We start from the raw sequence: 16159 nt of genomic DNA, 5'->3' as shown, positions 1-16159 counted from the left end.
ATTACCTCAAGGAACGATCGAGCGCGACTGGATGCCGCGCGACCAGTCGAGCGCGGCGGCCATCGAAGGCGACATGGAAGCGGCGAGCATGTTCTCGATCATCGCGGTCTTCTCGATGATCTGGACGATGGCGGTCACGCGTGCCTGTCCGGTGGCCTGCCTGCTGGCGAGCTGGTTTCGGACCTCGGCAACCTGCGAACGCCAGAGCGTCAGCTTGGCTTCGTCGGCGGCAATGAAACTCGCCATCGAGCGGCTCGCTTCGGAAGAAATCCGCTCGAGGATCGCGTGCAGCAGGTCGATGCTGGTGACCTCGGCAAGCGTGGCGCGATCATCGGTCGCCATGCCGCGGCCATAGGCGGCCTGGACGGTGAGGATCTTGTACAAGGGGAGCGAAGCCACCTGCAGCAATTCGATCTCTGCAGCGCCGATCGCGGTATCCTCGCGGATCGCTTCCACCATATTGCCGATCATGGTCGCAACGCGCGGACGGATTGCCTTGGCCGACGACAGGCTCAGCTGCTGGAAGGTGGGGTTGAGGCAGAGATCGGGCTCGTCGCAGCGAAAGACCTGGACGCTCTGACCCTGCGTCCCGTCGAGCAGCGCGGTCACCAGCGTCGAGGAAGCATCGCTGGCAAAGGGCACGAAGCTGCCCGGATCATCGTCGCTCGGCGGGACATAGATCACTGTGCCGATCAGCGTCATGGCATATTCGGCCAGATCGCGGTCGAAGGTGCCACCGGGATTGAAGAAGGCGCTCTCCTTGAGCACGTGCCAGGTATAATTGCGCGGCACGCCGGGGTTGACGTCCTCGAAGTCGGTTCCGCCGGCATTGTTGGTGCTTTCGCGCTGGCCGCGCGTGCCGCAGCCATGCTTGGCAGCGGCGTAGTCGGTAAAGATCCCGGTCGAATTGCCGATCGCTTCGCAGATCGCCTTGTCGGCAAGATCGCCCTGCGGCCAGACACCGCCGACAAGGCCCTGCGCCATTTCGCAGGAGTTGATCGACAGCTCGTTCATGAGCTGCGCCTTTTGCGAAAACTCCTGCATGATCTTGTTGCACTCGGGGCAGATCGTGTCGATCGCGAGGCTGAAGGCAAATCCCACCGCGTTGTTGGCGACGGCTTTCAAGAGCGCGACCATTTCGCTTGCATTGATGAAGGAGAAGGACCCGGCGAAGATATCGATACCGCCGCAACCTGCCCGTGCTCGCGGCAGCTGGAGATTGGCAATGTTGGTGGTCTTCTGCGGAAAGCGCGTCCAGACATTGCCCATGGAGTAATAGCCTGCCGACTGGCCTTCGAAGGCAGTCGGGCCGGTGACATTGGCCGCCGCGCCCATGTCATCCATAAACCGGTCCATGCTGTCGCCGACGTCCTGCGCCGATGCGGCAATCGGTGCGGTGCTCATGGCGAGCGCGCTCAGCGTGAGTGCTAATTTTCCGATCCTAGTAGTCATGGCCGGCTTCCCTGGTGGTGAGGAGGTAGATGCGGTCCTGCAGTTCGTCGGCCGAGAGCACGCCGTAGCCAATCGGGATCGGGCGGCGGGTCTCGCTGTCCCACAGGACGACCGCAGGGGTGATGCCGGGCTCGAGGCCCATGCGCGGGCGCTGGCCATTTTCGACGGTGTAGTTCGGGAAGTGGCGCGAGGGTCCGCCATCGGTCGAGATGGCGCGCACGGTGATGCGCCACCGCTCCGCGACCGATTTGACGATCGGGCTCATGACCTCGCAGGCGCCGCAGGTCTGGGCGAAGAAATAGAACAGGCCGTAACGCTGTGACAGCCGCGCCATGACCACGTCGCGCTCGGCAGCGCGCGCGTCCTGCCATTGCCTTTTGGCGAGCGCGCCGACCGGGCGTTCGAGCGTATAATCGAGCGCGGGATCCTGCCAGAGCGCGCGCTGCCAGACATCGGAAAAGAGCGAGGCGCGGTCGAGTTGTTCGCGCTGGAAGCGGATATAGGCGGTGACGTTTGCAGGCGTGGGATAGAGGATCGCCTGGGCTTTCAACTCGCGCAGCTCGCCGGTTATGGCGTCGAGTTCTTCAGCCGCGCTTGCCGTCGGGATCGAGGTTGCCTCGTCCTCGCGCGGCTCCGGATCGGGGTCGATGCAGTAGAACCAATATCCGAGCTGCCGCTCCTGGCAGTAGAGCGTGTCAGCAGTACTGACGCTGGGCCGACTTTCCTGCGCGATGGCTGCATTGGCGGAAGTAAGCACGGTCAACGACAGCACCAGCGCGAGGCGGATGGAATGGGCGGCACGGCGCATCACGGGTTGCTCCTTGCATAGTAGTCTTCGATTTTCTGCTGGATCAGCACGCTGGTTTCGAGTTCGTTGGGCAGGCGTGCCGCCTCGGTGAACTCGGCATAGACTTCGGAGAAATCCATCTGGCTGAGGTCCAGCTGCGCGAACTCGTCGAGCGTGAAGCCTTCGCAGGCTTCTTCTTTGGGCGCGTCCCAGGGCTTGGGCAGCTGTGCACGGCCCTGTTCCTGGAGGATGCGCGAGAGCTTCGACTCAAAGCAGCAATAGGCCTTGCGCTTGGTGAGGCAGACTCCGAGGAACTTGTCCGAGCAATAGGTGCCGACATAGGCGCAAAGGCCCTGCGCATCGCGCTCGTGAAGCAGCACTTCCTCGCGGTCGCAGCCCAGCGCCACCAGCAGGCCGATCCCCGGAATAAGCGGGAAGCCTTTGCCCTTGCAGCAGTTGAGAATGCCGAAGACCTTGGACGAGCAGGTGTTGCGCGTGCCGGTAAAGAGCGTGAGCGTGTCGGGATCGAATTCGCCGCGCGCCTGGTTCATCGCGTTCAAGGCAACGACGGCATCCTTGAACTCGTCATTGGCGGTCCGCTCGATGGTCTCGCACGAGCCGTCGATGCAATAGACGTCGCCATCGCAGATATATTGCGCAGGTGCCGAGCCATCGGGCGGCAAGGCGCACTCGTAAAGCCGCTCGCTGGTCTGGCAGGGCGTCTCGTCGGTGAGACATTCCTCGCGGAGGAACCGGCATTCGGAATTGGCTTCGATTTCGCCGCAGTCATTGCCCGACACTGTGTCGAGGCACTGGTAGTCGCGCTGCCATTCCCAGCAGCTGCGGGTGATCGAGACGCCATCGACCACCCGCGTCTGAGGGCTGGCATCGGTGCAGGTCTCGGTGACCTGTGAGCAGGTAGAGGCCTGGGCAAGCGGCAGGCACTGGCTGTCGTCGAGCCGCACATCGACCGTCCGGGTGGTGGTCACATCGTCAGGCGCGAAGCCACCGATCTGCTCGCCGCAGCGGAAGCGATGCACCTCGATCATGTTCTGCCCGCGGCACGGGATGCTCGAGAATTGTGGCAGGCTCGCGCAATGGATGAAAGCGGTCTGGTAGAGATAGCAGCTACCGCCAGTATAGTTCGTGCACGACCACTTGCCGTCATCGGGCGCATTGTTCGGCAGGCAATAGTAGTCGAATTCGCTGGTCGTCGTGACTTCCGGCACGAGGCTCGCTGTGCAGCTGGCATCGACCAGTTCGCCCGAGGTTCCGCTGTTGCAGGTGGCGATGTATGTGCCTGCCGAGGCCGAACCCGGCGGCAGTTCAACGCACTGGCCCTGGCTGCCGCCGATGGCCATTCCGCTGGTATAGTCGAGCGGGGCATCGCTGATCGCGCCCGCGCGCGCGATCACCGCCTCGATTTCGCTGGGATCAAACCGCGCGCGGCGCGCGAGGCTTTCTTCCATCGCCCGATAGCCTTCGTGGACCTGTGCCGCGCTTCGCGAATTGTTATCGATCCGGTCGGGATCGTCGGCCAGCGTCTCGAGGCCCTGCACGCCTGCCGGATCAAAATTGGGCAGGCGATTGGCATCGACCGGCGCAGAAGCACTGCTTCGTGCGGTCTCGAGAAGCTCGCGCGCGGTTTCCTTGCCATCGGCGCGCGCGGCATCGGGCGATTGGGATAATGCACTTCCCGGCAAGGCGAGGGCCAGCAGGCAGGCGAGGATTGGTGCCAGTTTCATGGCCGGGTTCCTTCAAGCTGGGTGAGGCGATGGCGAGCGGCAGTGGCCCCGGGACCGCCGCCTCCGGCGAAAGTCTCGAGGACGTAGGCAACGCTCACATTTCCCGCGAGGCGGTCGTGCGGGGGCACATGGCTGGTGCAATCGAAGCCGTCGCAAGGGCTGAAATCGCCGCCGAGCATGACGAAACTCGGTGCGGCCTCGATATCGAAGGCGCGGAACAGCCGCGGATCGATCCCGAGCGCACCTGTCTCGCTGCCATCGCTCCAGATCGACGCCAGGCGCCGCTTGAAGAGATCGGCATTGCCTTCGGGAAAGCCGCGCAGCACGGTGACACCGCCCGCGCGCGCCATGTCCTGTACCAGGGCCTTCAATGAAGCTTCTGGCATGGAAAGCGAGGCAAAGGCGATGAAACGCGGGCTGGTGCCCATTGTGCTGCGCTCGGCAGCGGCCTGTTCGCGCACCATGGCATCGAAATCGAGCACCTCGCCCGAGCTTTCTGCTCCGACGCTCGCGAAATAGGCGGCGCGATTGGCTTGCGCCTCGCTCTGCGTTGTCCGCGCATCCTCGACCAGCGTCTCGGCGCGATTGCGCACACTGGTCGCAAGCGCCTTGGCATCTTCGGTGAACTCATTGGCCCGCGCTCGGATCTCTTCGAGATCAAACTCTGGATCGGTGTCCTGCGCCGCGACGGCGGCAAAGCCGGCGGCGGTCAGGAGCGCAATGGCGACGAGTAGGGGAAAGGTGTGTTTCATAGCGCGCAGCAATTCCTCTTTCGCCAGACGAGATAGCCCATGTCCTCGCCGATGGCGGGAATGACCTGTCCGGGTTCCTGGAGCGTGGTGGAGGCGCCAATCGGCGGGCAGGCGTAGCGGCCCGAGGTCGCCGGATTGGGGTTGGTCATCTGGAAGCGGTATTGCTGCTTCCTCATCACCGGCATGAGGTACTTGCCGCAAAGCCCGGCGCTTCCCATCGTTCCCCAGGAGACAAGTTCGCGGTGGAGCTTGTAGGCAAAGCGCGAGAGCACGAGCCGTGAAGCCTGCACGTGGCCGATCGAGGCCGAGACATTGCCGTTCATCGGGTACATCGAACCCTGGCAGCCGGCGCACCAAAACATCTCGTCGAGCGGCAGGTTGGCGGTCGATGCGGCGCAATCGGCCGCGCAAGCGGCCAATGCCAGTGGATTGGCGAAGAGCACGGCCTCGGGGTTGATGATCGCGGTGAGTTCGGAATCCTGCCACAGCGGATCGATCTCGGAGATGTAGAGAATGTCGATCGAGCCGGGCTCAAGGCAGAGGAAATCGGCGACGATCTCCATCCAGTAGATCAGCGGATAGGCGTACCAGTGGACGTGCCAGCTCGAATAGTACTGGCTCGCCCCGCCTACCGCCGAGGGGCCCGAGATCGAGCGGAAGCCGATATCGAAGCCGGGATCGAGCTTGGTGCCGCCCAAATTGACGAAGCACCAGGGCTTCATACTGACATCGGCAAGCCTTACCGGCTCCCAGAAGCCCATGGCGATGCCGGGGCGAATACCGCACAGGCACAAGGGTAGGTCGGGATTGTCGGGATCGGGACGGTTAGAGGGCCAGATATCGAGCGCCCCGATCGAGATCGGGAACAGGCAAGACCAGCAGATATCGGTAATCGGGTTGACGAAACTGCCGGTGCATTTGCCGGGCTCGCCGCCCGCTGCGGCGGGCGTGGCAAGGGTTAGCGAGAGCATCGCAAGCGCCGCGGCAAGGAGTTTGCGGAGGGCGCTCATTGGCCTGCCTCCGTCCTTGCGGGGAGCGCGATTTCGCTGACATCGAGCTGGCGACCCCGCTGGCGCACGCGCGCTGGCACGGCAGTAATGCCGAAGCGCGAGGTGAGCGTTCCCTGCTGGTCGAAATAGAAACGCCGCTGCCGCGCGCGCATCAGCTGCAGCGGTGCGCCATTTACAAGGATAAGCTTGGGCGTACCTTGCTGGCGCAGCGCCCAGGCGAGCTGCTCGGCATCGTCGCCATCGAGAAAAAGGAGGTCACTGCGCAGTTCCACGCTGTCGAGCGGGTTGACGCGCGTCCCGGCGGCATGGATGAGCTCGCCGCGCGCACCCCTGATATCCTCTTGCAAGGCGATGGTCGGATCGAAGACCCACGAGCGGCTTTCGCTGGCGTGCGCAATTCCGGCAACGGGCGCGGGGCGTTCGACCCGCGCGAGCGTGCGGCGCTTCAGTTCCTCGTTGAGCCGCGCGGTCTCGCCCGAAGCTTCCATTGTGGTGAGCCGCGACTGGATCTGTTCGAGGAGGTCGCGTTCCAGCACGGGAAAGACCGTTCCGCGCTGGCCGTAGTCGCGGGCATGGGCGGTCGCGGGCAAGGCGAGCGCGAGGGCGAATATGAGAAGGGCGCGGCGCATCACAGGATCGCCTTTCCGCTGCCGAGGATCTGACCCCGGCAGACAAAGCCGATCTCGCCGTAGCGACTGTCGAACCCGCGCGGATGATCGGTTCCGACATAGAAGCAGTTGTCGGGGACTGGTCCGTCAGGACCGCGCGTCAGCGTGATGCCAAGCCGGGTCCGGGCAAGCCGGGTGGCGACCTGCTTCCCGTTGACGAAGACTTGCATGCCATGATGGCTGACCACATCGCCCGGCGTTCCAATGACCTTCTTGCCGAACATCTGCGGGTCTTCCCCGAAATGTTTCGCCACGAGCGTGCTTGCGGGCGGCTTGAAGAAAATGAGGCTGCCGCTCTCGATGGGCGCTGCCTTGTCGAGCCAGAAAGCCCAGTTGGGAAGGCTCGGGCTGGCATTGATGAGGAAGGCATGGCTCTTGCTGAAAGCGTCGATTGGCGCCCAGGCGAGCGGAAGCGCGACGAGGCCGCACAGCAGGGCGACGCGCTTCCAGTTGAAAAGGCGTGTCATGGCTGTGCCTCCACCTCGAGCATTGCCGCGATGCGGGCTTCGAGTTCGGGGGTTGCGTCCTCGGCAGCGCCGGCAAGCACGGCTTCGGCGACCAGCACGACGCGCCCGTCCTTGCCCATATCGGCGACCGCTAGCTCGGCAGCCTGGAGGTAGGCGAGGCTGGCGGCCTGCACGGTGGCGGGATCGGCATCGGCGCGCGCAGCCTCGTCGATAAACTGGCCGATGGTCTCGGCAAGCCGGACAGTGACGATCCGCGGCGGCTCGTCCATCAGCACCGCGCGGGTGATCCAGCCTGCCCAGAGCAACACAGCCGCAATTGCGAGCGTGGCGGCGATCTTCAAGGCCAGCGGGCGGGGGGAAGCTTGCTCAGTCATGTGGCACCTCCCGCTCGAGCTTTGTGCAAAGACGCCGGATGAAGCTTGGCAGGCGCAGCAAGGTGAACCCGCCCGCAAGGATCAGGAACGCCAGCTGCAGGTCGCGGCTGAAGGCGATGCGCGCAGGTCCCTCGGCGCTGGCGTAATGATCCGCGAGATTGCCAAGCTGGGCGAAGAGCAGTCCCAAATCCCATCCGGCGAGGAACAGGAAGACGAACAGCGGCAGGCCGAGCACTATGAGCAGCGTGCTCGCGGCAAAACCCGCCGCCTCGATCAGCACCAGGCAGGTGCCTTGCACCATGGGCTTGATCGCGATCCGGGGCTTAGGAAGATTGCCGTGCTCGATCCGGTCGAGCATGGTTTCGACATGCATGCACATCATGCCTCTCCCCCAAGAACGTCAGGGCGGCCGGCGACGAGCGCGATGGCCTTGTCGAGCGGCATGCCGCTTTCGACATGGCTATGGATCGCGGCGTAGGTGTCGGGATCGGAGGAGAAGATCGTTGCCGAGAGCGGGTCGAGCACGAGCCGTCCCACCGCTTCGACCTCGGGGCCCTTGATATAGAGCTCGCTGTATTCGGACCCTGAGCGCTTTAGGCTGCGGATCAGCGTCTCGGTGCGGTCGTCCATGTCGAGGCGCGCCTCTTTTCGAAAATCGGCAATGGTCTCGGGTTTCTGCTGGAGCACCAGCATCCAGTCGCTGTTCTCGAGCGCGGCGCGCGCACCGTCGGACTTGTAATAGTCGTTCAAGGACTGCGTAGCGGTAGCGAGCGCGCCGCCATATTTGCGCGCGGTGCGGGCATAGGTCTCGACGAACTCGCCCATCGAGCCGCCCTTGAGCATGGCCCAGGCCTCGTCGATCAGCAGCAGCTTCCTGGTAGACCGCGATGAGCGCGTCATCGCCTGGCCAGTCATGAACATGATCGCCGAGAGGACCACGCTCCTGAGTTCCTCGCGGCTTGCGAGATCGCTCATCTCGAAGACGGTGAAATCATCGTCGAAGGCAAAGCTAGCCTTGCCGGAAAAGAACCCGGCATAGCTGCCGCCGCGGCAGAAGGGGGCGATGGCGAGCGCCAGCTCCTTGCCGGTCTCGTTCTCACCTTCGTGCAAGGCAAGGGCGACATCGTCGATCGATCCGCCACTGCCAAGGCTCGCCCAGACCTGCGCAATCGCCTTGTCAATAAGGCCGCGTTCGGTGTCCGAAGGCGCGGTACTGGGCCGCGCCATCTGCCCGACGATCGCTTTCACCATGGCAAAGCAATCGAGCCGGTAATCCTCGTCGACTTCGGCGCGGACATCGTCGATCAGCGAAAAGGGATTGAGGGAGAACCCCGAGGCCAGCGTAAACTCGACGAAACGCCCGCCCTGCAGCTTCACCGAATGCTCGAAGCTGCGCCCGTCATCGATGACGACGACCTTGGCGCCTGCGCCGCGCAGGGCGGCGCAAAGCTCCTGCAGCAGCACCGACTTGCCCGAACCCGACTTGCCGCAGATCGCAATGTTGTGGTTGCCCGCCCCGTTCTCGAACGGCGACCAGAAGAAGGGCTGGCCGCGCCTGCCCACGAGCAGCAGGTGCGGGACGGGGCCGCCGAGATACTCGCCCTGCATCGGCGCGATATTGGCGGCCGTGGTCGAGAGCATGGTGCGAAGGCGCTTCAAACGCGTCATGTCCGCCGAGAGGCCGTCGGCAAGGCTCAGCGGGAAGGCCGCGACCAGACCCTGCAATTGCAGGAAGCGTTCGTCGGCAAGATCCCAGCCTGCCGCCTTGTAGATGGCCTTCACCACTCGTTCGTGGGCATCGCCTTCGCCGAGCGGCGAATAGGTGGTGAGCCCGTAGAAGAGCCTGACCAGCTTCTTGCCTTCCTGGAGCTCGGCCTGGACGTGCTTCCATTCGGCCGACTGCTCGCCAAGACGCGGCAGGAAGCGCGCGCTCTTGGTATCGGCAAGGCTGGTCGTGCGCATGAACTTGTAGCCCGCTCGCGCGGCGGCGGCTTCCTGGTCGGGATAGACGAGGCACAGCATGGTGGCGGCAGGACAGGGGAAGCGCAGCTTGTCGGTGAACATATCGCCGATCAGCCGCGCGCATTCCCACGGCGCCCAGCGTTCGGGCGCGGTGCGGAAGGCATAGTGGCGCAAGTCAAAGCGGTCGGGATAGCATTCACCAACCTGCGGCACGCCCTGCCGGTCGCGTCCGGTCTCGCGGAAGCGCTCGGTGCGCAAGATCAGCCGGTCGTCCTCGACCTCGAGTTCGATATCGCGGCGGATGGCTTGCACATCCAACGTCTCGTGCGGGTTCCAGTCGATCCGGTCGGGCTCGCGCGCCGTGGTGGGCGAGGTCAGTTCGTCGATGAGCGCGAGAAGTCCAGCGGGTTCAAGCGGCGCGGCGTGCAGGCCCAGTGAATGGAGCATGCCGAGCAGGCCTTCGCGGCATTCGGTTAGCTCCGCATCGCTGATACTGCCCGGTACCGGTACGCCCAGGGAGACGACCAGACGGCTGCTGCGCGCATGGAACGGTGCATGCGCGCTCCCTGACTGCCAAACGAGATCGTAGAACCGGCTCGTGCGGGCCCTGGCGATGGCTTCGTAGATCCCGCCCTGTTCGTAGCGCGGCGCAAACCAGGGGGCCACGACATTGCCGATCCTGGGCGAGGCGAAGTTGAGCACCTGCAGGCAGGCACCGGGCGGCAGGCCTTCGGAGAAGAACTGCCCGAGGATCTCGCCGGTGCGCTCGTCCGCCCCGACAAGCGGCGTCACTTCGAGCACGAAGCCTTTCGAGGCACGGTTGCGGTAGAGCCCCGCGCGCTCGTCATAGACGCGGTATGGAAGCCAGTCGGAAAGCATGTCGAGCGCGAAATGCGCAGCACCCTTCTCGGCGCGGTCAGTATCGGCGAACAGGCCTGCCATGAGCGCGTCGCGCGCAGCAGCGAAAGAGAGGTTCATTCCTCGTCTCCTTGGGTCTGGGAAGGGTGGGGCACCCGGACGCGGGCTGCCTGCTCGGCGCCGGGTGCCCCTGTTGCCGGCGCGTCAGCGCCGGGCTCTGCCGGAACGTGCTGCCAGGGGGGAAGCAGCACGTCCGGCATGTGCTCGGAGGTGTGGGTGGAAGCGTTCGATCGTGCATCGTTGGATGCTTCGATCGAGTTGCCAATCGCGCGCAGGACCTCGCCCGTGCGCTGCGGCACGCGCCAGTTTGCGCCTGCCGGTTTGGGCAGGGTTACATGGACCACGCGCGCCTCGTGCGTGCGGCCTGCTTCGTCGCGATAGCCGGCTAGCACGATCCGCAGGCTCTGGCCGCTCGCGTTTGTGGGCGCTGTTGCCGGTACTGGCACTGCATTTACCTGCGCATCGATCCCGGTGGCCGCAGCATCGATCAGCGTTGTCGGTGCGCACGACCCTTCGGGCGCGCGGCAGGCAAAGTCGCCCGACACATTGCCGCCTAGCGTCGAGCAGCCGCCCGTCAGCATGAGCAAGGCAAGGCCCGGTGCGCGCATATACGAGAGCGCGCTCATTTGCGCTGCTCCTTCGTGTGGGCTGCAAACTCGCGCAGCGTGGCCGCATCGCGGTAGCCGTGAAGCACCGCACCATCGCTTGCGCGCACGATGACCGGGGTTCCTGCAAACCCATTGGCGCGCGCGAAGGCCTCGTTGGCATCGAGCCCACGCGTCTCGGCACAGCTTGCCCCGCTCGGATCGAGCGCGCCTTCATAAGCCTGGTGGAGCGCGCTTGCCGGATCACTGGCGCAGATCACGGTCTCGGCAAGGCGGCGGCTTGTTTGGCCGAGGATGGAGATCGGTCGTTCCTCGACCAGCACACCCGCCTTGCCGAGTTCACCTGTCAGGCGACGGCAATAGCCGCACTGGAAATCGGAGAAGACGATAAGCTTTGGACCCTTTTTGTTCCCCCAATGAATTGCGCCTTCGGCGGGCAGGGTGGAAAGATTGACTGTGTCCGCAACCGGCGCGACGGCCGCATTTTCATTTGCAGACGGGTTGGCGCGCGCTGCGCCTGCCGCGATCAGGTCGGGGTTGAGTTCGAGCAGCCGCGAGGCGGTGACATCGCGCCGCTCTTCCATGTCGTAGAGACGCCCGACCAGCAGGTAGCGCGCGCTCTTGTCGATATAGAACAGCGTCTCGCCCGAGACGACCTCGCACCAGGGACCGAACCGGTCGCAGGCGATCTCGTCGATCGGCGTCTTGGGTAGCCGCAGTTGCAGCGCCTCGGCGACTTCGCTGGCCAGATCCTGTGCGGTTGCGGGCATGGCGGTGACCGCGCTGACGCCAACGGTCAGGACTGCGGCTGCGCTGCTCGCGGCAATAGCGACGTGGGCGAGGCGGGCCTTGAGGCCGGGCTGGTTCTCGGAAAAGTTCATTGGGGTGTGCTCCTGACATGGACGCCGTCGAGAAAGACGATCTCGACCTCGATGCCGGTCGGCATCTCGACGACTGGTTGGTATTGTTCGGCGCGTTCGATGAGGTAGCGGCTGACCGTATCGGCCGCTTCGCCCGCGCCCTGTCCGATGCCGCCGGCAAGGATATCGGTTGGCGAGAGCGCCTCGCGCTGGCCATTGGCTCCGACCTGACCGGTGAAAATGCCGTTGGCATTGGCGGAGAACCCGCGCCCGAACCCGCCAACGATCCCTGCAAGCAGCGCCTGGCTGACAAGGCTGCCTTCGCGGCTGACGACGCGGCCGCGCACGCCCGACTTGCCGGCAAAGGCGATGAAGCCCTTGACCTCGGAGACCGCATAGCGGCCGCCGGGCTGGGCGCAGGTCATGCGCACCAGCTGGACATAGACCTTCTCCGCCGAGAGATCGCCGCGCGCCGCGCCATTGACGAGGCAGCCGGTGATATCGGTCGAGAGCAGTTCGTTCCCGCGCATGACCGAGCGCGCAGGGCCGGTGATCCTGAGGACCACGGGCAACGGATCGGTCTGGCTGGCAACCCCGGTCGAGGCATCGACCCCGACGATGACGCGCGCCGGAGCATAGGAATTGGGCGGCAGGTAATCGCGGCTTGCTTCGAGCATCAGCGCTGGCGCGCGTTCGGCAGCGGCGGGCCGCGCGTTCGCGGGTGTGCGTTCGCCAAAGGTCAGCATGTCGAGCCCACCGGCTCGCGCGGCAGCAGGGATAGCATTGCCATTGCTCTCGCCGGGCGGTGTCACGCCGGGCCCGTAGGCAGGCGGCGGCATGATAGGCGCAGCAGGTACCGCTTCGCGCGAGCGCTCGAGTTCGGTCCTCAGCGCCGCATTCTCCGCCGAGATCGCATCGATCGCGACCTGCCCGTCGCTCATCATCCGCGCGTTCTCGGCGCGCATGGCTTCCAATTCCTGCTCGATCTCGGGGCGCGGGAGCTGGGTATCCTGCAGGTCCTTGATGGCGCGGCCCTGCGCATCGAGCCGGTTGCCATAGGTGGCGACGAACTCGCGCTGCGAGAGGTTGCGATTGACGAGACCGCCGGTGTCGATGCTGGCGACGCCCTCGCTGCCAGCGGAGGCACTGTCGTCATCGTCAAGGATGAACCAGGCCCCGGCCAGCAGTGCCACGCCGCCAATTCCGGCGAGCAACAGCTTCTGCCGCTGCGCAATATTGGCATTGAGATTGCGCCGCGTGTCCTTGCGCCCTGCGTCCCTGGGTTCGGTCGGGCGGGTTTCGCTTTTGCCCCTGGTGTCGTCTGCCTCGGCCATCACTCGAGCCCTCCTGCTGCAAAGACAAGGAAGGCGCTGGTCGCTTCGCCGGGAGCGAGGCTCTCGCGGCCATAGGCAAAGGCGAGCGCGCCTGCAGGGGCTTCGCGTTCGCTGGCAAGGTCCAGTGCTTCGCCGCCAAGATTGCGGATCAGGAAGCGCTGGCCGGTTAGCTCGGCGCCGTCATATTGCGCGACCTGCTGCACTTCGATCGAACCGGTGCGGCGCGGTCGCGACAGTTCGGCGCGCGCGGCAAAGCCAGGCAGGACCGCATCGCTCGCCATTGCTTCGATCAGCCGGATGGCATTGTCCGACGCACTTGCACTTGCCTGCCATTCTTTCGCTTCGCTACGGGCAAGTGCGGGATTGGTGATAAAGAGCTGGGTCGCTTCATTGCCGCCAAGGCGGCAGGCGAATTTGTAGACATGGCCCGCCTGGCTGGTGGCGAAGAAGCTGATCCGGTCCGAGGCATATTGCGGCGGGACCGAGATATAGATGTCGCCGCGCACCGGCTCATGCGTCACCTGAAAGTCGTTATAGGGAAAGCCGCTGGCGATCTTCGAGACATTGGCAAAACCGTCCTCGATAAGCGCGATACGGGTGAGCTCACCGCGCGCCAGTTCGCAGTCGATCGTCGAGCCATCGCTCGCCTCGATGAACTGGTCGGCCAGCGCGGGCGTCGGCACGAACGCAAGCCCGAGCGCGGTCAGGCCGGCGAGTTTCAAGGCGACATCGCGGCGTTGGCGCGCGCCTACGCTGAAAAGCCCGAGACCGGTTGCGGCAAGCACGGCGGAGGCTGGATTGCTGAGGAGGTTCATTGGTCATGGTCCTCTGGAGTTGAATTCTGTTCGAAGCCGGTGAGCGCGAGGCTGAGCCCCCGCCGCGACCAGCGGAATGTGAAGCTGCGCTCCTGGCTCGCGATCACCTGCGCGCCGACAAAGGTCTTGAGCGTGCCGCTGACCGTCGAGGTCAGCGCCTTGGTGTCGACCTCCATTGCGCGGATGACGAAGGCCTGGCTGATGTCCGAGCCGCGTTGCTCCTCGACAATGGCAACCAGCTCGGCCTTGAGACGACCGTGCGCTGCCGGATCGGCCACTTTGAGGATCTGCTCCATCCAGTAGTCGAGGCTTTCGGGCGCACGATTGAGCAGTATCAACGCGGTGTCGCGCGTGACGAGCTCGAGATAATGCGCGTCCACCCCGCCGCTCGAGACAGTCAGCGTCTCGGCAGTAATCGGGACCAGCACGATCGCCTCGTCGCCGGTGACGGCGGCGCCGATGCCGATGAGGCTGGTGACGCCGAGCACGCCCACCAGCGCGGCAAAGCGGTTGCGCTGGGCAAGATGACGCTGGGCCTGTTCGTGCGCGAATTCGGATTGCATCGGTTTCCTCCCCTCAGCCTGCGAGCAGGCGGCAATGGGAGGGCGGCGTGGCTTTCAATCCGAGGAATGACCCCGGCAGGTACCAGTAGGCAGCATGCACCAGCTTCGCGCCCTTGTTACCTGACTTCGCCTTCCGCAGGCCGAACCAGGCTATGACCGAAAGGCCAGTGCCGATGATGATGTGCTGCGTGAGGATGCCCCAGGCAAAGGGGATCAGCATCCCCGCAAACTCGTCCACGGTCCAGAAGCCGATAAGCTCCGGATCGTCGAGCCGCCGTGGAACCATATACCTGTCGGCCATGCCGCCCTCCCTGTCGTGAACCGCGAGGAACGCGTCAGATGACCGCGGTCACGACAGAGGTGACGATCGGAACGCCGGTGCCGACACCGATCCCGACGCCTACGGGCACGGCCACCTGGCCGAGCGCGAAACGTCCCGAAGCAAGCGCGATCAGGCCGCCCGCCAGCGAGAGCACGGTGATGATCTTGCCGCCCGAGCCTTCGAGGAAGTCGGTGAACATGGTGAGCGCCGGATCGAAGGTCGTATCGGCACCGGCATAGGCGGCACCCGCAATCGCGAGCGCCAGTGCCGCGGGCACCATGTAGTCGCGCATCCGCGGCGTGGAACGGGTCAGGGTCTTGGTGGTCATGAAGGAAAACTCCGGTTGGTTGATCGACAACAGCGAGTTTCGTGTTCGCTGTATGTTCTTTCCTTCAACCGGAGCAGCGATGTAGGAAATGGGGCGGCGCAAGATTGCGGCGTGTGACCAAGCAAAAAGCGACAAATCGCGCAGGCGAGGCCGGATCGCGCGCTAGCACGGTGGGATTATGCGCGGTGTTTGTCGTATTCTGAGCGCAGGTTGCCGGGATTTGAGATTTGGCGACCGGATTTTGCGCGAATCATCGGGCTGAAGCGATTCGATGCTTCCTATCTGTTCCATTTATGTTCTTTTCGTTTTCCTACATCCGTCCTTCGCTCTAGCTCTCGAGTCGAACCTTGAGTGATTGCAGAAGGGAGTCGTTCGTGACTGACGAAACAGAATACTCAGAGGAACGGATTCGCCTCGGACTGGCCCGCCTTTTGACTGCCGCAGTGGATGCGAGCGGGCGGGCCAAGTGCGATGTTGCTGCCGATGCGCGACTTCACAAGGATGCCCTGCGGCGTGTCTTGCAAGGGGAGCGCTCGGCAACCGTGGGCGAAGCCCTTCGTGTACTCGAAGCGAGCCGCGTTGCGCCCCGTGCGCACCTGCTGCTGTTCCTGGTTTGCGGAGAGGACCAGGCAATCGACTGGTTGCAATCGGACCTGGCTGAGTTCTTAGAGGAGTTCAGCGCGGAGTTTCCGCAAGCATTACAGCGATCTCTTGGTGACAATGTTGGCGATGTGAAATCGCGGTGGGCGAAAGGAACGGCGAACAGGGTCGCAAGGATGCTTGCCGATCACGTCGCTGAACTTGAGCGCAAGGACGAGTTCCTCGGCAATTTCTTTTCTGGCGAGCGGGAGTCATCCAATGTCTGAATTCACAATTCATCAGGTCGAGGTGCCCGAGCAACCGACTCGTCTACTCAGGATAAGGGAGGTTCAGCATCGGACCGGACTTGGTCGCTCGACGATTTACCGCTGGATAGCTCACGGGAATTTTCCCAAACCAGTCCATCTTGGGGGCCGTGTCGTAGCTTGGACCGAGGACGATATCGAACATTGGATTGCAAGCAAGGTCCATTGAACGCTTCCGATCTGGGAACTGGGAGAATGTCGAGCGAACTTGCTAACCCGTCCTATTCATGAGGCTACCGCTTCGTGTTGTTCGGACGGCGATGTGGCGGTGCCTGATTGATCAAGGCGCACG

The 16159-nt window shown here is 64.1% G+C and carries 19 protein-coding genes; 2 read left to right on the top strand and 17 right to left on the bottom strand.

Features of this window, described 5'->3' with window-relative positions; translation table 11 throughout:
* Positions 1-6: 6 nt before the first annotated feature.
* Genes Q0897_RS14925 through Q0897_RS14845 form a run of 17 tightly spaced genes read right to left on the bottom strand, consistent with a single transcriptional unit; the run spans position 7 to position 14962 of the window.
* Positions 7-1452: a conjugal transfer protein TraH gene (locus tag Q0897_RS14925; RefSeq protein ID WP_299310187.1), complete on the bottom strand. Its 1446-nt coding sequence runs from the start codon at positions 1450-1452 to the stop codon at positions 7-9.
* Positions 1442-2260 (bottom strand): conjugal transfer protein TraF, encoded by an 819-nt coding sequence (locus Q0897_RS14920; protein WP_299310186.1) that lies wholly within the window; start codon positions 2258-2260, stop codon positions 1442-1444. Before Q0897_RS14920 ends, Q0897_RS14925 begins: the two co-directional genes overlap by 11 nt.
* Positions 2260-3984: a conjugal transfer protein TraN gene (locus Q0897_RS14915; RefSeq protein ID WP_299310185.1), complete on the bottom strand. Its 1725-nt coding sequence runs from the start codon at positions 3982-3984 to the stop codon at positions 2260-2262. Before Q0897_RS14915 ends, Q0897_RS14920 begins: the two co-directional genes overlap by 1 nt.
* The gene (gene trbC / locus Q0897_RS14910; protein ID WP_299310184.1) at positions 3981-4736 is read right to left on the bottom strand and encodes a type-F conjugative transfer system pilin assembly protein TrbC; all 756 of its coding nucleotides are present in this window, start codon (positions 4734-4736) and stop codon (positions 3981-3983) included. The genes Q0897_RS14915 and trbC overlap by 4 nt, the downstream gene beginning before the upstream one ends.
* The gene (gene traU / locus Q0897_RS14905) at positions 4733-5746 is read right to left on the bottom strand and encodes a conjugal transfer pilus assembly protein TraU (protein ID WP_299310183.1); all 1014 of its coding nucleotides are present in this window, start codon (positions 5744-5746) and stop codon (positions 4733-4735) included. The genes trbC and traU overlap by 4 nt, the downstream gene beginning before the upstream one ends.
* Positions 5743-6375, bottom strand: coding sequence for a type-F conjugative transfer system protein TraW (gene traW, locus Q0897_RS14900; protein ID WP_299310182.1), 633 nt, complete (start codon positions 6373-6375; stop codon positions 5743-5745). Before traW ends, traU begins: the two co-directional genes overlap by 4 nt.
* The gene (locus tag Q0897_RS14895; RefSeq protein WP_299310181.1) at positions 6375-6881 is read right to left on the bottom strand and encodes a S26 family signal peptidase; all 507 of its coding nucleotides are present in this window, start codon (positions 6879-6881) and stop codon (positions 6375-6377) included. The genes traW and Q0897_RS14895 overlap by 1 nt, the downstream gene beginning before the upstream one ends.
* Positions 6878-7255 carry a TrbI F-type domain-containing protein gene (locus tag Q0897_RS14890; protein WP_299310180.1) on the bottom strand — a complete coding sequence of 126 codons (378 nt, stop codon included), beginning with the start codon at positions 7253-7255 and terminating at the stop codon, positions 6878-6880. Before Q0897_RS14890 ends, Q0897_RS14895 begins: the two co-directional genes overlap by 4 nt.
* Entirely contained in the window at positions 7248-7637 is a 390-nt protein-coding gene (locus tag Q0897_RS14885) for a hypothetical protein (RefSeq protein ID WP_299310179.1), read from the bottom strand. Before Q0897_RS14885 ends, Q0897_RS14890 begins: the two co-directional genes overlap by 8 nt.
* Entirely contained in the window at positions 7634-10195 is a 2562-nt protein-coding gene (gene traC / locus Q0897_RS14880) for a type IV secretion system protein TraC (RefSeq protein ID WP_299310178.1), read from the bottom strand. Before traC ends, Q0897_RS14885 begins: the two co-directional genes overlap by 4 nt.
* Positions 10192-10761 (bottom strand): hypothetical protein, encoded by a 570-nt coding sequence (locus Q0897_RS14875; protein WP_299310177.1) that lies wholly within the window; start codon positions 10759-10761, stop codon positions 10192-10194. Before Q0897_RS14875 ends, traC begins: the two co-directional genes overlap by 4 nt.
* Positions 10758-11621, bottom strand: coding sequence for a DsbC family protein (locus tag Q0897_RS14870; RefSeq protein ID WP_299310176.1), 864 nt, complete (start codon positions 11619-11621; stop codon positions 10758-10760). The genes Q0897_RS14875 and Q0897_RS14870 overlap by 4 nt, the downstream gene beginning before the upstream one ends.
* Positions 11618-12934, bottom strand: a complete 1317-nt coding sequence (locus tag Q0897_RS14865) for a TraB/VirB10 family protein (protein WP_299310175.1) — start codon at positions 12932-12934, stop codon at positions 11618-11620. The genes Q0897_RS14870 and Q0897_RS14865 overlap by 4 nt, the downstream gene beginning before the upstream one ends.
* Positions 12934-13749 carry a type-F conjugative transfer system secretin TraK gene (locus tag Q0897_RS14860; RefSeq protein ID WP_299310174.1) on the bottom strand — a complete coding sequence of 272 codons (816 nt, stop codon included), beginning with the start codon at positions 13747-13749 and terminating at the stop codon, positions 12934-12936. Before Q0897_RS14860 ends, Q0897_RS14865 begins: the two co-directional genes overlap by 1 nt.
* Positions 13746-14312: a type IV conjugative transfer system protein TraE gene (locus Q0897_RS14855; protein ID WP_299310173.1), complete on the bottom strand. Its 567-nt coding sequence runs from the start codon at positions 14310-14312 to the stop codon at positions 13746-13748. Before Q0897_RS14855 ends, Q0897_RS14860 begins: the two co-directional genes overlap by 4 nt.
* Before the next feature lie 13 nt (positions 14313-14325).
* A complete protein-coding gene (traL, locus tag Q0897_RS14850; protein WP_299310172.1) occupies positions 14326-14613 on the bottom strand; it encodes a type IV conjugative transfer system protein TraL in 288 nt (95 codons plus the stop codon).
* A gap of 34 nt (positions 14614-14647) precedes the next feature.
* Positions 14648-14962, bottom strand: coding sequence for a hypothetical protein (locus tag Q0897_RS14845; protein WP_159797553.1), 315 nt, complete (start codon positions 14960-14962; stop codon positions 14648-14650).
* Between the two features lie 374 nt (positions 14963-15336).
* Here Q0897_RS14845 and Q0897_RS14840 point away from each other — a divergent pair, with 374 nt between their 5' ends.
* Both Q0897_RS14840 and Q0897_RS14835 read left to right on the top strand, forming a co-directional pair.
* Entirely contained in the window at positions 15337-15828 is a 492-nt protein-coding gene (locus Q0897_RS14840) for a hypothetical protein (protein WP_299310171.1), read from the top strand.
* Complete coding sequence (locus tag Q0897_RS14835) at positions 15821-16036, top strand: AlpA family transcriptional regulator (RefSeq protein WP_299310170.1); 216 nt, start codon at positions 15821-15823, stop codon at positions 16034-16036. Before Q0897_RS14840 ends, Q0897_RS14835 begins: the two co-directional genes overlap by 8 nt.
* Positions 16037-16159: the final 123 nt, after the last annotated feature.

Origin of the sequence: uncultured Croceicoccus sp. (assembly GCF_947496385.1) — a bacterium.
Lineage (GTDB): Bacteria > Pseudomonadota > Alphaproteobacteria > Sphingomonadales > Sphingomonadaceae > Croceicoccus.
Note: the sequence above shows the minus strand (reverse complement) of the source record. Positions and strands in the feature narration are given on the sequence as shown.